The 14,185-nt window shown below is 35.7% G+C and carries 13 protein-coding genes; 4 read left to right on the forward strand and 9 right to left on the reverse strand.

Annotation, left to right across the window (positions count from 1 at the left end; all coding sequences use genetic code 11):
- The 9 genes from rpsS to rpsL all read right to left on the reverse strand — a co-directional run bounded on the left by rpsS (nucleotide 1) and on the right by rpsL (nucleotide 6,171).
- On the reverse strand, nucleotides 1–279 hold the full coding sequence (gene rpsS / locus C1X07_RS15775; protein WP_024770876.1) for a 30S ribosomal protein S19: 279 nt from the start codon (nucleotides 277–279) through the stop codon (nucleotides 1–3).
- A gap of 6 nt (nucleotides 280–285) precedes the next feature.
- The gene (rplB, locus tag C1X07_RS15780) at nucleotides 286–1,110 is read right to left on the reverse strand and encodes a 50S ribosomal protein L2 (protein WP_103070999.1); all 825 of its coding nucleotides are present in this window, start codon (nucleotides 1,108–1,110) and stop codon (nucleotides 286–288) included.
- Between the two features lie 9 nt (nucleotides 1,111–1,119).
- A complete protein-coding gene (gene rplW / locus C1X07_RS15785; RefSeq protein ID WP_103071000.1) occupies nucleotides 1,120–1,410 on the reverse strand; it encodes a 50S ribosomal protein L23 in 291 nt (96 codons plus the stop codon).
- A gap of 5 nt (nucleotides 1,411–1,415) precedes the next feature.
- Entirely contained in the window at nucleotides 1,416–2,045 is a 630-nt protein-coding gene (gene rplD / locus C1X07_RS15790) for a 50S ribosomal protein L4 (RefSeq protein ID WP_103071001.1), read from the reverse strand.
- On the reverse strand, nucleotides 2,045–2,662 hold the full coding sequence (rplC, locus tag C1X07_RS15795) for a 50S ribosomal protein L3 (protein ID WP_103071002.1): 618 nt from the start codon (nucleotides 2,660–2,662) through the stop codon (nucleotides 2,045–2,047). Before rplC ends, rplD begins: the two co-directional genes overlap by 1 nt.
- Before the next feature lie 180 nt (nucleotides 2,663–2,842).
- Nucleotides 2,843–3,148, reverse strand: coding sequence for a 30S ribosomal protein S10 (gene rpsJ, locus C1X07_RS15800; protein WP_010181931.1), 306 nt, complete (start codon nucleotides 3,146–3,148; stop codon nucleotides 2,843–2,845).
- An 11-nt stretch (nucleotides 3,149–3,159) separates the two neighbouring features.
- Complete coding sequence (fusA, locus tag C1X07_RS15805) at nucleotides 3,160–5,286, reverse strand: elongation factor G (RefSeq protein ID WP_103071003.1); 2,127 nt, start codon at nucleotides 5,284–5,286, stop codon at nucleotides 3,160–3,162.
- A 10-nt stretch (nucleotides 5,287–5,296) separates the two neighbouring features.
- Entirely contained in the window at nucleotides 5,297–5,773 is a 477-nt protein-coding gene (gene rpsG / locus C1X07_RS15810; protein WP_024770882.1) for a 30S ribosomal protein S7, read from the reverse strand.
- A 23-nt stretch (nucleotides 5,774–5,796) separates the two neighbouring features.
- The gene (rpsL, locus tag C1X07_RS15815; RefSeq protein ID WP_024770883.1) at nucleotides 5,797–6,171 is read right to left on the reverse strand and encodes a 30S ribosomal protein S12; all 375 of its coding nucleotides are present in this window, start codon (nucleotides 6,169–6,171) and stop codon (nucleotides 5,797–5,799) included.
- Nucleotides 6,172–6,827: 656 nt separating this feature from the next.
- On the opposite strand from rpsL, the gene C1X07_RS15820 reads away from it, so the two are divergent.
- The 4 genes from C1X07_RS15820 to C1X07_RS15835 all read left to right on the forward strand — a co-directional run bounded on the left by C1X07_RS15820 (nucleotide 6,828) and on the right by C1X07_RS15835 (nucleotide 14,109).
- Nucleotides 6,828–10,082, forward strand: a complete 3,255-nt coding sequence (locus C1X07_RS15820; RefSeq protein WP_103071004.1) for a SusC/RagA family TonB-linked outer membrane protein — start codon at nucleotides 6,828–6,830, stop codon at nucleotides 10,080–10,082.
- Between the two features lie 11 nt (nucleotides 10,083–10,093).
- Complete coding sequence (locus C1X07_RS15825; RefSeq protein WP_103071005.1) at nucleotides 10,094–11,806, forward strand: SusD/RagB family nutrient-binding outer membrane lipoprotein; 1,713 nt, start codon at nucleotides 10,094–10,096, stop codon at nucleotides 11,804–11,806.
- A 14-nt stretch (nucleotides 11,807–11,820) separates the two neighbouring features.
- Complete coding sequence (locus C1X07_RS15830; protein ID WP_103071006.1) at nucleotides 11,821–12,687, forward strand: hypothetical protein; 867 nt, start codon at nucleotides 11,821–11,823, stop codon at nucleotides 12,685–12,687.
- An 81-nt stretch (nucleotides 12,688–12,768) separates the two neighbouring features.
- A complete protein-coding gene (locus C1X07_RS15835) occupies nucleotides 12,769–14,109 on the forward strand; it encodes an aryl-sulfate sulfotransferase (protein WP_103071100.1) in 1,341 nt (446 codons plus the stop codon).
- The last annotated feature ends 76 nt before the right edge of the window (nucleotides 14,110–14,185 follow it).

The following is a 14,185-nucleotide window of genomic DNA, read 5'->3' on the forward strand; positions in this document are numbered from 1 at the left end:
TTATTTTTTACCTTTATTTTTAGCACCAGCATGTCCTCTAAAAGAACGAGTTGGCGAAAATTCTCCTAATTTATGACCTACCATATTCTCAGTAATATATACTGGAACAAATTGGCGACCATTATGAACTGCAATTGTTTGCCCTACAAAGTCAGGAGTAATCATAGATGCTCTTGACCAAGTCTTGATAACCGACTTTTTATTAGCTTCTACATTCGCAGCTACTTTTTTCTCTAACTTATAGTGAACGTAAGGTCCTTTTTTTAATGAACGTGCCATATCTTATTATTTCTTTCTACGTTCTACAATATACTTATTACTCGCTTTCGTCTTAGAACGGGTTCTATATCCTTTTGCAGGAAGACCTTTTCTAGAACGTGGGTGACCTCCAGAAGAACGCCCTTCTCCACCACCCATTGGGTGATCTACAGGGTTCATTGCTACTGGTCTTGTACGAGGACGACGACCTAGCCATCTAGTTCTACCGGCTTTACCTCCAACAACCAACTGATGATCGCTATTAGATACAGCTCCTATTGTAGCCATACAATTAACCAATATCATTCTCACCTCTCCTGATGGCAGTTTTACCGTTGCAAATTTACCATCCCTTGCCATAAGTTGTGCAAAAGAACCAGCACTACGTGCCATTACCGCACCTTGACCAGGGCGTAATTCTATACACGAAATGATAGTACCTAAAGGAATATTACTAAGTGGCATAGCATTACCGATTTCAGGAGCTACATCAGTTCCTGAAACGATATTTTGACCAACTTGTAAACCGTTTTGAGCGATAACATAACGCTTTTCACCATCTTGGTAATTCAAAAGCGCTATAAATGCAGTTCTGTTTGGATCATATTCTATTGTTGCAACCGTAGCAGGAACTCCCTGCTTATCACGTTTAAAATCAATGATACGATACCTTCTTTTATGACCACCACCTTTGTAGCGTATAGTCATTTTTCCTTGACTGTTTCTACCACCAGATCTTTTTTTCGGAGCTAATAAACTTTTCTCCGGCTTATCAGTAGTAATGGCGTCATACCCATTTACTACTCTAAAACGCTGACCTGGGGTAATTGGTTTCAATTTTCTTACTGACATTTTCTAGTCTTAAAGATTACTATATAAATCAATTACTTCACCTTCCGCCACCTGTACAATTGCCTTTTTAAAAGCGCTTGTTTTACCAGTAACCATACCCGTTTTTGTATAACGAGTACTTCTATCTGGGCGGACATTTATTGTTCGAACCTTAGTAACAGACACTCCATAAGCAGCTTCAACTGCTTTTTTGATCTCTACCTTATTCGCTCTCTTATCTACTACAAAACCATAGCGATTAAACACTTCGCTATCAGTAGTAGCCTTTTCTGTAATAATAGGTTTTATTAAGATACTCATGGCTTCTATTTACTTAAATTCGTTTCAATTCCTTTCAAAGAACCTTCCAAAAGCACAACTTTGCCTGCATTAAGTATTTTGTAAGTACTTAATTCTGAAGCAGTTATAACTTCTGAACTTTTTAAATTGCGTGACGACAAATATACATTTTTATTTGACTCAGCCAACACAAACAAAGATTTTTTGTTTTCAAGTCCTAAAGACTTCAAAATAGCTGTAAAATTTTTCGTTTTTACAGTATCAAAAGAAAAATCCTCAACAACCGTAATTGCTTTATCATTTGCCTTAATACTTAACGCAGATTTACGCGCTAATCTTTTTAAGTTCTTATTTAATTTAAAAGAGTAGTTACGCGGTCTAGGACCAAAAACTCTACCTCCACCTTTAAATATTGGAGACTTAATACTACCAGCTCTGGCAGTACCAGTTCCTTTTTGTTTCTTTATCTTTCTAGTACTACCTACGATCTCAGCTCTTTCCTTAGCCTTATGAGTACCTTGACGCTGATTAGCCAAGTATTGCTTCACATCTAAGTAGACAGCATGATCATTTGGTTCTATACCAAAAACAGCATCAGAAAGGTTTGCCTTTCTTCCTGTTTCTTTTCCGTTAATATCAATTACCGTTACTTCCATTACTTCTGAATCGTTACATAAGCGTTTTTATGCCCAGGAACACATCCTTTGACAACAAGTATATTCTTTTCAGCTACTACTTTTAACACTTTTAAGTTTTGAATTTTTACCTGATCTCCACCCATTCTTCCTGCCATTTTCATTCCTTTGAAAACTCTTGCAGGATAAGATGCAGCACCTATAGAACCAGGAGCTCTTAGACGGTTATGCTGACCGTGAGTAGCCTGACCCACACCAGCAAAATTATGCCTTTTTACTACCCCTTGAAAACCTTTACCTTTCGAAGTTGCAGAAACATCCACAAATTCACCTTCAGTAAAGTGCTCAACTGTTACCGTATCTCCTAACTTGTACTCCTCATCAAAACCTTTGAATTCGACAACTTTACGTTTAGCAACAGTTCCTGCTTTTTTAAAGTGACCTATAGCCGCTTTAGTAGCATTTTTGTCTGCTTTGTCATCGAAACCTAATTGAATAGCTTCATAGCCATCAACCTCTTCAGTTCTGACTTGGGTTACCACGCATGGTCCAGCCTCGATTACTGTACATGGAATATTTTTTCCATTCTCATCGAAAATGCTGGTCATACCGATTTTTTTTCCTATTAACCCAGACATATTTAATTATTTATTAATGATTTACTATTTTCTTATTGAAATCTCTTTCAATTCACTTTAAACTTTTGCAAAAAAACAGGGTCAAAATACTTTCAACCCTGAATGTACTTTTTTGCCGTTTTTCCCTCGCACACGGCTTGGGACATTTTACAGTAAGACAACGCTTACTTTAAAGTTTTATCACACCTTGATCTCAACTTCAACTCCACTTGGTAACTCAAGCTTCATCAACGCATCAATCGTTTTTGAAGATGAACTATAAATATCCAATAATCTCTTATAGGAACTTAATTGAAATTGCTCTCTCGATTTTTTATTTACGTGAGGTGAACGAAGCACCGTGAAAATCTTCTTATGTGTTGGTAAAGGGATTGGCCCAGTTACTACAGCTCCTGTACTCTTTACCGTTTTTACGATTTTCTCAGCAGACTTATCCACTAAGTTATGATCGTAAGATTTCAGTTTTATTCTAATTTTTTGACTCATTTCTGTAATAATTAAGCGTTAACTCCTTTTGCAGCTGCAATTACTTCTTCCGAAATATTAGAAGGAGTCTCAGCATAGTGAGAAAATTCCATTGTAGATGTAGCTCTACCCGAAGACAATGTTCTTAATGTTGTAACATATCCAAACATTTCAGAAAGAGGAACTGTAGCTTTCACAGTTTTTGCCCCTGCACGGTCTCCCATATCACTCACTTGTCCTCTACGACGGTTAAGATCACCTACGATATCCCCCATGTTTTCTTCAGGAGTAATAACTTCAAGCTTCATAATCGGCTCCATAATTACGGCTTTAGCAGCTTTTGCTGAATTTTTAAAACCTAATTTAGCAGCTAATTCGAAAGAAAGCTGATCCGAATCCACATCGTGATAAGAACCATCTTTTAAAGTTACTTTCATAGCATCAACCTCATATCCTGCCAACGGCCCATTAACCATTGCCATCTTGAATCCTTTTTCAATTGAAGGAATAAACTCCTTAGGAACATTACCTCCTTTAATTATAGATTCAAACTGAAGCCCTACCTGACCTTCATCTGCTGGTTCAATAGTAAACACAATATCTGCAAATTTACCACGACCACCTGATTGCTTCTTATACACCTCTCTGTGATCTGCAGCAGCTGTGATAGCTTCTTTATACTCAACTTGAGGTTGTCCTTGGTTAACTTCAACCTTAAACTCTCTCTTCAAACGATCAACAATTATATCCAAGTGAAGCTCACCCATTCCAGAAATAATAGTTTGACCTGAAGCCTCATCAGTTCTTACTGTAAACGTTGGATCTTCCTCAGCTAATTTAGCCAAAGACAAACCTAATTTATCTACATCTGCTTTTGTTTTAGGCTCAACTGCAATACCAATTACGGGATCAGGAAAATCCATAGATTCTAAAACAATAGGATTTTTCTCATCAGACATAGTATCTCCAGTCTTAATATCTTTAAACCCAACTGCAGCTCCAATATCACCGGCTTCGATATACTCGATAGCGTTTTGCTTATTAGAATGCATTTGATAGATACGAGAGATACGCTCTTTTTTACCTGAACGATTGTTCAAAATATAAGACCCAGCATCCAAACGACCAGAATAAGCTCTAAAGAATGCTAAACGACCTACAAAAGGATCAGTAGCAATTTTAAATGCCAAAGCCGAAAAAGGCTCTTTTACATCAGGCTTACGCAATTCTTCCTGGTCTGTATTTGGATTAATCCCTACAATACCCTCTTTATCCGTTGGAGAAGGCAAATAACGACATACTGCATCTAAAAGGAATTGTACTCCTTTATTTTTAAATGCAGACCCACATATCATTGGAATAATAGACATATCCATTACTGCGGCTCTAAGTGCAGCATGTACTTCTTCCTCTGTAATAGAATCTTCATCTTCCATAAATTTTTCAAGAAGATCTTCATCGTAAGCAGCAACTTCTTCTATAAGTTTTCCTCTAAGAATTTTCGCTTCTTCTTTAAGATCATCAGGAATATCAATAACATCAAAGGTAGACCCCTGTGTTTCATCATGCCATACAATAGCACGATTCTTTACTAAGTCTACAATACCTTTAAAATCAGCTTCATCACCTATATTCATAACGATAGGCACAGCATTAGAACCTAACATATCTTTTACCTGCTGGCAGACTGCCATAAAATTAGATCCTTGACGATCCATTTTATTCACAAACCCTATTCTTGGTACCTTATAATTATCAGCAAGTCTCCAGTTAGTCTCTGATTGTGGCTCTACTCCATCAACCGCACTAAACAAGAAAACTAATCCGTCTAACACTCTTAATGAACGATTTACCTCTACAGTAAAATCCACGTGACCTGGAGTATCAATAATATTAAAATGATATCCTTTGGTATCGTCTACCGCTTTTCCATTTTCTGTTGGAAAGTTCCACTCACAAGTTGTCGCAGCAGAAGTAATAGTAATACCACGTTCTTGCTCTTGCTCCATCCAATCCATTGTAGCCGCACCATCATGTACTTCTCCAATTTTATGACTTACACCTGTATAATAAAGAATACGTTCGGTAGTTGTAGTTTTCCCTGCGTCAATATGCGCAGCAATTCCTATATTTCTAGTATATTTTAAATCTCTAGCCATTTCTTAATGATTAAAATCTAAAGTGTGAGAATGCTTTATTTGCTTCAGCCATCTTATGAGTATCTACTCTTTTCTTAACAGCAGCTCCTTCTTCTTTTTCTGCAGCAATAATCTCTGCAGCAAGCTTCTGCGCCATAGATTTCTCATTTCTTTTACGAGAAAACTGGATCAACCACTTCATTGCAGTGGAAATTTTACGGTCTGGTCTGATTGGATTAGGAATCTGAAAAGTAGCTCCTCCAACACGTCGACTTCGTACTTCAACATGTGGCATCACATTTGACAACGCATCTTTCCAAATCTCTAAAGACGTTTTTTCGTCATTTTGTTTTTTTTCTTCTACAATATCAATTGCATCATAGAATATTTTGAAAGCTGTCGATTTTTTACCATCCCACATCATCATGTTTACAAAACGAGTCACTAACTGATCGTTAAAACGTGGATCTGGCAAAATCGGTCTTTTTTTAGCCTTTCTTTTTCTCATGTCTTCTTCTTAAAGTTTTTTAATTACTTTTTAGGGCGTTTTGCACCATACTTAGATCTACGTTGTGTTCTACCTTCAACACCTGCGGTGTCCAAAGCTCCACGAACGATATGATATCTAACTCCTGGTAAATCTTTTACCCTTCCACCTCTAACTAATACTATCGAGTGCTCCTGGAGATTGTGACCTTCACCACCGATGTACGCATTCACCTCTTTACCATTAGTTAACCTAACACGAGCTACTTTACGCATAGCTGAATTTGGTTTTTTTGGTGTAGTGGTATAAACACGTGTACAAACACCGCGGCGTTGCGGGCACGAATCCAAAGCAGCCGATTTACTCTTCTTAGTTATTTTGGCTCTACCTTTTCGTACTAATTGTGAAATTGTTGGCATAATTTGCTTTACACTATTATTAAAAATTTTTCAAATATCCTTTTTAAAGGGCTGCAAAGGTAGAAATAATTTTCAGCAAATCAAATCCTAACGAATTAATTTTCAAACGCATTCTAAGATATTCAATTAACATCATTCGCAATCCTTCTAATATTCGACTATTCTAACAAAAAAAGCTACAGACCTTATTAATAAATATATTCAATTTCATACACCATATAATATATCATCTCAAAACACCAATTATTTAAGAGAATAAGCAACTACAAAACTTTAACCTTAAACAATATCTTGAAGCTAACACGTAAAACAAACTAACAATCAATAGTTAAAATTATTAACAATCAAATACCACCAAAAATAACAGTAATTTACACCAAAGGTTTTACAAGAAAAACACCTTTACATCAAATCTACAAAAACCTCTTAAACAACTAAGCCCCTCTAAATCAACAAAACACAAATACAAACACCCATACATTCAAGGTATCACATCCAACTCACCCCTTTACCTATAATTCATCATAAAAACACCTACACTTATTACGAATCCCATTATAAATTATAAAGAATGGTTAAATTTTTGCAATAAAAAGTTGCTTAATAAAGATATTATTGTGATTTTTGGCATTGGCTAATTCAAATAAATCATAAAAATGAGAACAAAGTTTAGTGGAATTCTAACGCTAATCCTAGCGTTTGTAGTGCAACTATCGTTTGCACAAGAAAAAACGATCTCTGGTAATGTGTCCGACAATAGCGGACTACCATTACCCGGGGTAAATATCGTTGTAAAAGGTACTGCTACAGGTACACAGACCGATTTTGATGGTAACTATACCATTAATGCTAATAGAGGTGCTGTATTAACCTTTAGTTATGTAGGTTTTGCAGTAAGAGAAATTGCTGTCGGTAATGACGATACAATTAATGTTCAATTACAAGAAGATGCAGCACAGCTTGAAGAAGTTGTTGTAACTGCACAGGGTATCCGAAGAGAGAAAAAATCTTTAGGTTACGCTGTAAGTACTGTTGCTAACGACAAAATTGAGCAAAAGGCAGAAGCGGATTTAGGTCGTATCCTATCTGGTAAAGCTGCCGGGGTTAACATTACAGCAACTAACGGATTATCAGGTTCGGGAACGAACATAATTATTCGTGGTTATAGTTCTGTAACTGGAAGTAACCAGCCTCTTTTTATTGTTGATGGTGTTCCTTTTGATGGAGGTACAAACACACAGTCAAGTTTCCTTGATAACGTTACTGAATCTAGTAGATTCTTGGATCTTGATCCTAACTCTATAGAAAGTGTAAACGTATTAAAAGGTCTTAGTGCAACTACTTTATACGGTCAAGCAGGTCGTAATGGGGTAATCCTTATTACTACTAAAAATGGAGCTACAGGTTCTTCTAATGAAAAATTCGAAGTTACTTTTACGCAATCAATTTTTAGTTCTGAAGCTATCTTGCCGAAGTATCAGAATAATTATGGTGGTGGTTTCCACCAAGATTACGGATTCTTCTTTAGTAACTGGGGTCCTGGGTTTAACTCTGATTTGAGTGCTAATCGAAATTTTATAGGTATCGCTCCTGATGGAACTACATTAGTAAACGGACCACTTGGGGCATTTGGTGATCAGTCTCTAAATGTTGGTGTTGAAGATCAAATAGACATTCCCTACAGATACCAACCTTACAATAGTGTTGATGATTTCTTTAGAACTGGATATACTTCTACTACATCTGTTAACGTTGGTGGAGGTTCTGAGAAAGGAAGATTTAACCTAAGTTATACTCACCTTAATGATGAAGGTGTAACTCCAGGTAACACATTAAGAAGAAATAATATTGGCTTAGGAGGTAGTGCAAAACTAGCTAATAAATTAACTGTAAATGGTGTACTTAACTTTGCATTAACAGATTTTAAATCCCCTCCAGTTGCACCAAGTTTTGGTTCTGGTACCGGTTTTGATGGAGGTTCTGTTTTTGGAGATCTTTTATATACTCCTCGTAGTGTAAACTTATTTGGATTACCATTTCAAGCACAAGATGGACGTAGTGTATATTACAGATCTGGAAATGATATCCAGAATCCAAGATGGACTGTGGCTAACACTCAAACTTCGCAAGAAGTTCGTAGAATTTTTGGTAATGTTGCTTTAAACTATGAAATTAAAGACTGGTTAAACCTGGCGTATCGTGTAGGTATTGATCAATATACTGAATCAAATAGATATGGACAAAACAGAGGTGGTGTAGATGGTCAACAACTTGGTATTTACAGAACTACTTCTGTAGTAAATACTATATGGGATCATACTTTGTCTTTAAATGCTAATAAAGATCTTTCTGAAAATCTTAACTTAAATGTTAACCTTGGTGTTAACCCGCGTTATGAAAACTTTGAAAGAGAAGGTGTTGAAAGTGTAGGGCAATTAGCTTTTGGTGTATTAGAGCATTTCAACTTTGAAAGTCAGTCTTCTTTTAACAGTTTTACAAACCTACCAATTGGAGTTAAATCTACTCAAAACACTATTGGAGCATACTTTGATGCCACCTTAGCGTATCAAGATTTCTTATATTTGAATGCCTCTGGGCGTAATGACTGGTCTTCTACTTTGGAGAGAGAAAACAATTCATTGTTCTACCCTGCTGCTAGTATTTCTTTCATTCCTACTTCGGCATTTGATAATTTAGCTGGAAATGGGTTAAATTATTTAAAAATGCGTTTTGGGTATGGATCTTCTGCTGGATTCCCATTCACATATAATACAAGAAATGTATTGGAACTTCAGCCAAGAGCATTTGTTACTACTGATGGTTCTGCTGTACCTAATAATAATGTTGCTAACAGATTAGGTAACCCTAACTTAAAGCCTGAGCTTGTTACGGAATTTGAGCTTGGTGTTGACACTAAACTTTTTAACCGTCTTAACTTTAACGTAAGTGTATTCTCTAAAAAGACAACTGACTTATTAACTGATCAATCATTAGATTTTGCTACTGGTTTTAATATACAAACAGTAAACATTGGAGAATTACAAACTGAAGGTATCGAAATTGATTATAACCTTGATATCATTAAACCAAATGGTGACGGTTTCAAATGGAATATAGCAGGAAACTTCTATGCAGATGAAAATGAAGTAACTGACCTTGATGATTCTGTAGATAGAATTCTACTTACAGGAGCAGTTATTGGGCAAGCGGCAAACTATGCTATTGAAGGAAAGCCTTACGGTATCATCTTAGGAACAACAGTTCAAAGAGATGCTAACGGAGATAGACTTGTAGATGCTGATGGATTGTATATTGAAGATACTGAGCCAAGAGAATTAGGAGACCCCAACCCGGATTGGACAACCAATGTAAATACTACCTTAGGGTATAAAGGGTTTTCTTTTTATATGGATTGGCAATATCGTCATGGTGGAGATATATTCTCAACGACTACTGGATCGCTTATTGGTCGTGGTGTAGTTGATGGTGATGATCCTATCAATAGAGAAGCTTTATATGTTGTTCCTGGTGTTGTACAACAATTTGATGGCGACGGTAACCTTACGGGTACTGTACCTAATACTACTCAAATAACTGCAACGAATCTTGGTTTTGATATTTATGGTTTTGGTGCAAATGAATTCAAAATGTTTGATGGTTCTACACTTAGATTAAATGAACTTGCTGTAGGGTACAAAATGCCCTCTAAATTCTTAAACAATACTCCTTTCGGAAGTCTTTCTATCAAAGCTTCAGGATTTAACTTATGGTACAAAGCTTTCAACTTCCCTGACGATGTAAGGTTTGATACTAACTCATTAAGTACAGGTGTTGGTAATGGATTAGGAATTGACTTTATTACTGGTCCTAGTGTAAGAAGATATGGTGTAAGTATTCAAGCAACGTTTTAATAAAAAAAACTATGAAAAAATATAATATAACAAAAAAGATACTTAAACACTTTACGCTATCGTTAGTATTAACAGGTATCTTAATGGTAACAAATTCTTGTGAAACTACAGAATTAGACCATTTAAATAACCCAAGTAGATTAACACCAGATCAAGCATCTGAAGATTTGTTTATAAATGCAATTCAGTTAGGTCTTGCCGCCTTTTTTGATTCGGACAATACCGACAACTTTAATGGTGTAAATGAATTTGGTATGCAGCTAACTAGAATGGTAAGTGCGTTTGGTACTACATATCAAAATCTATACGGTCCTTCTGATCTAAATGGGATTTATGCAGACGCGTATACTGGAGTAATGATTGATATAAGAACTTTAACCCCTCTTGCTGAAGAAAAAGGTCTTTACACTCATTTAGGTGTTGCACAAGTAGCGGAAGCATATATTATGATGACTTTGGTTGATTACTTTGGTGATTTTCCATATGAAGAAGCTTTTTTAGGTGCTGAGAATATTTCTCCAGCTTTAACTCCGGGAGAAGACATCTATGCTTCTGTTGAGCAACTATTAATCGATGCAGTAGCAAACTTTAATAAAGAACAAGCTTCTAACATTGAGAATGATTTCTTTTATGACGGTGATGAAGAGAAGTGGATAAAACTTGCAAATACTTTAAGAATAAAATTGTACACTCAATCCAAATTGGTTGATGCTAATGCTGGTTCTAAAATCAATGCTATTTTAACTGATGCAACTAATTCAGGTGGTTATATCTCCTCTTCTGCAGATGATTTCCAATTCAACTATTCTACTACAGATGTAAACCCTGATAGTAGACATCCTTTATTTGGAATTAGTTTTGATAATGGACCTGCTGATTATATAGGTAATGATTTTATGAATCGCTTAGTAAACCAAAAAGATGTTGCTGACGCAAGCATTGACGACCCTAGAACAAGATATTATATCTATAGACAAGAATTAGACTTTGCTGAAGCAAATACTCAAACCAAACCTTGTGTTGTTGAAAGTAAACCAGCTCATTATAGCGCAGATGATCCTTTTTGTAATAGTGTAGGTGATGGATATTGGGGTAGAGATAATTTAGATCAAGATGGTATCCCGCCAGATCAAGCTTTCAGAACATTATTTGGTGTTTACCCTGTAGGTGGACCATTTGATGATGGCTCAGGAAATAATATAACTAATAGAAATACAGGATTGATTGGAGCTGGTAGTTCTATGATCATGCTATCTTCTTATGTTCAATTTATGTTAGCTGAAACTGCTTTAACTAGTGGAGTTACTGGTGACGCAAGAGATTATCTAGAAGCCGGCATGACTCAGTCGATTAATAAAGTAATGGCTTTTGGAGAGCAATTATCAGATTTACCAGGAGCTTTAGTTCCTACTGCTGGTGATGTTACTGCTTATAAAGACGCTATTTTAGCTAAATATGATGCAACTGCTACCGATGATGAAAAGTTAGATATTATCATTGAACAATACTACCTAGCATTATGGCAAAATGGTGTAGAGGCTTACAATACGTATAGAAGAACAGGTAAGCCTGATTTACAGCCTGGTTTATTAGCTGCTCCTGGTGTGTATATGAGATCACTCCTTTATCCAGATGCACTTGTTAACAGAAATAGTAGTGTAAGTACTAAGCCTATTTCAACTCAAGTATTCTGGGATACTAACCCTGCTAATTTTGTTGACTAAAAAATAAGATAGATATGAAAAATATATATAAAAAAATATTCTTTGTTCTTTTTGCAGCCGTGGCAATGATCAGTTGTGAAGACGAAGATAAAAGTCCACTTTTTGTAGACGCTGATCCAAGTAATGATGCTGTATTTGTTACAATTGCTCAAGATCCCAATAATTTAGTTATTGATTTCACAAAACCAGAATCGAGTTACAATTTTACAATTACTGCACCTGCTAATAATGTTGCAGAATACGACTTAATTGTAATACGTACATCTAACGATGTTGATTCAGAACCTGTATCTGTTCAAAAAGTTACATCTTTTCCTTTTGATTTCAGCATAACAAGAGCAGATCTTGCAGCTGCGTTAGGAGTTGCTGCCGATGATCTTAAACCAGGAGATCAATTTAGTTTTGTATCTACTGCTACAGGCACCAATGGAGTAAAAGCTTCTTTTGCTGATTTAAATGGTGACGCAACAGGTCCGGGTCAATTTCAAGGTTTTAACCATACAACATTTGTAATATGCCCTTTTATTACTTCTGAAGCTGTAGGCACTTACTCAGTTACGAGTGATGGGTTTGGAGGATTTGAACCTGCCAGTGCTACTTTTGAAGTAACTGCTGGTGCTAATGATGGTGAGGTGATAGTAACTGGATTGTACGATGCAGATAAAAGTTTTACTATTTCAATGAATACAGAACTTGGTATTGCAACTATTGACCGACAACCAGTTGCAAATTCTTTTGCTGGATATGCTGGAGGTAATATAAATACAAACACAACAACAAGTTTCTTTTTCTCTTGTACTGGTACTATGATACTAAATCTTCAACATACTGTTGACCTTGGAAGTTTTGGTAACTACACACTTAAAGCGAAGAAAAATTAGATAATTAATGTGAAAATTGCAAATAATGTTTTCAGGAAGCCATCTATATAGATGGCTTTCCTTTTTTTAAATAAATTAGCTATGAAACATCTTACCCTAACATCCTTCTATAGAATAGTTTTAACTATATCATCTATCTTTGCCATTTATTCCTGTAGTGATGATGATGAATCAATAATAAATGAAGAAACCCCCATTCCAATATCTTCGGAAAATCCAATTGCAGGAGATACTGGTATGATTATTACCTTAGATAGCTCTAAAATTCAAAAAGGGTTAATTTTGGTAAACGACATAGGTAACGCACGAGTATATCTAATGAATAAATTGGATGCCTCTATAGCTCATGAATGGAATATTGATCTAAAACTTGGCAATGATGTCGAATTACTAGATAACGGAAAACTGTTAGCTTCATTAAAAGATAAAAATGCTCTTTATGACATAGGTGGATATGCAGGAAAAATTCAGTTGATCAACCCTGACAGCTCCATCGAATGGGAGTATACATACTCTGATGAATTTCGACTTTCTCATCATGATATCGAATTGTTGCCTAATGGTAATATCTTAATCCTAGCATGGGAAATCAAATCACTAGCTGAAGCAGAAGAGGCTGGTTATGATTTAAGTAATACTGTAGAGAGGCTATTTCCAGAATCATTAATAGAAGTTGATCCTAATACAGACCAAATAGTATGGCAATGGAATTCTTGGGATCACCTAATACAAGATCATGATATCTCAAAAAATAATTATGGTGAAATAGATAAAAATCCACAATTAATAGATATAAACTATCATTATGATGAACGTGGAGATTTAATGCATGCGAATGGTATAGATTATGACTCTGAAAAAGATTTAATATACCTAAGTATAAATTTTTATAGTGAAATATGGGTTATTGATCACAGTACCACAACTGCCGAAGCATCTTCACACGCATCAGGTAATTATAATAAAGGAGGAGATTTGGTATATAGATTTGGAAATCCAACTGCATACAAAAACACTAAAGGTACAAGGCTGTTTTACAACAATCATTTCCCAAACATTCTTGATAAAGATGAAATAGGAGCTGGTAATCTATTGGTATATATGAACGGTAACATCCCCGGAAATGAGCAATCAACTGTCTATGAACTAAAACTACCCGACAATTTTGGATTGGCTCCCGATCAAAACAATGAGCCAACAATTATTTGGGAATTCTCCGATAAAGAGCTTTACTCTCCTTTAGTCTCAGGTGCAGTTAGATTATCAAACGGCAACACCTTAATTACTGAGGGTTCTTTTGGCTTTTGGGAAGTAAATGAAAACAAGGAAGTTATTTGGCAATTTGATGGCGTCAATAGCTTTTTTTGGAGAGGTTATCATTATGACAATGATCATCCTGCTATTCTCAATCTAAATCTTTAGGTTAAACAAAATTTATAACTTATAAATCCCGATAAAATCAATCGGGATTTTTTTATTCACTCTTTAAAAAAATTTG

It is taken from the genome of Aquimarina sediminis (assembly GCF_002895435.1).
Classification (GTDB): Bacteria; Bacteroidota; Bacteroidia; order Flavobacteriales; family Flavobacteriaceae; genus Aquimarina; species Aquimarina sediminis.

Coding starts and splice junctions, on each gene's coding strand:
- rplD (WP_103071001.1), bottom strand. CDS start 2,045: ATGGAAGTAACGGTAATTGATATTAACGGAAAAGAAACAGGAAGAAAG.
- rpsL (WP_024770883.1), bottom strand. CDS start 6,171: ATGCCAACAATTTCACAATTAGTACGAAAAGGTAGAGCCAAAATAACT.
- rpsJ (WP_010181931.1), bottom strand. CDS start 3,148: ATGAGTCAAAAAATTAGAATAAAACTGAAATCTTACGATCATAACTTA.
- rplW (WP_103071000.1), bottom strand. CDS start 1,410: ATGAGTATCTTAATAAAACCTATTATTACAGAAAAGGCTACTACTGAT.
- fusA (WP_103071003.1), bottom strand. CDS start 5,286: ATGGCTAGAGATTTAAAATATACTAGAAATATAGGAATTGCTGCGCAT.
- rpsS (WP_024770876.1), bottom strand. CDS start 279: ATGGCACGTTCATTAAAAAAAGGACCTTACGTTCACTATAAGTTAGAG.
- C1X07_RS15825 (WP_103071005.1), top strand. CDS start 10,094: ATGAAAAAATATAATATAACAAAAAAGATACTTAAACACTTTACGCTA.
- rpsG (WP_024770882.1), bottom strand. CDS start 5,773: ATGAGAAAAAGAAAGGCTAAAAAAAGACCGATTTTGCCAGATCCACGT.
- C1X07_RS15835 (WP_103071100.1), top strand. CDS start 12,769: ATGAAACATCTTACCCTAACATCCTTCTATAGAATAGTTTTAACTATA.
- C1X07_RS15830 (WP_103071006.1), top strand. CDS start 11,821: ATGAAAAATATATATAAAAAAATATTCTTTGTTCTTTTTGCAGCCGTG.
- rplC (WP_103071002.1), bottom strand. CDS start 2,662: ATGTCTGGGTTAATAGGAAAAAAAATCGGTATGACCAGCATTTTCGAT.
- C1X07_RS15820 (WP_103071004.1), top strand. CDS start 6,828: ATGAGAACAAAGTTTAGTGGAATTCTAACGCTAATCCTAGCGTTTGTA.
- rplB (WP_103070999.1), bottom strand. CDS start 1,110: ATGTCAGTAAGAAAATTGAAACCAATTACCCCAGGTCAGCGTTTTAGA.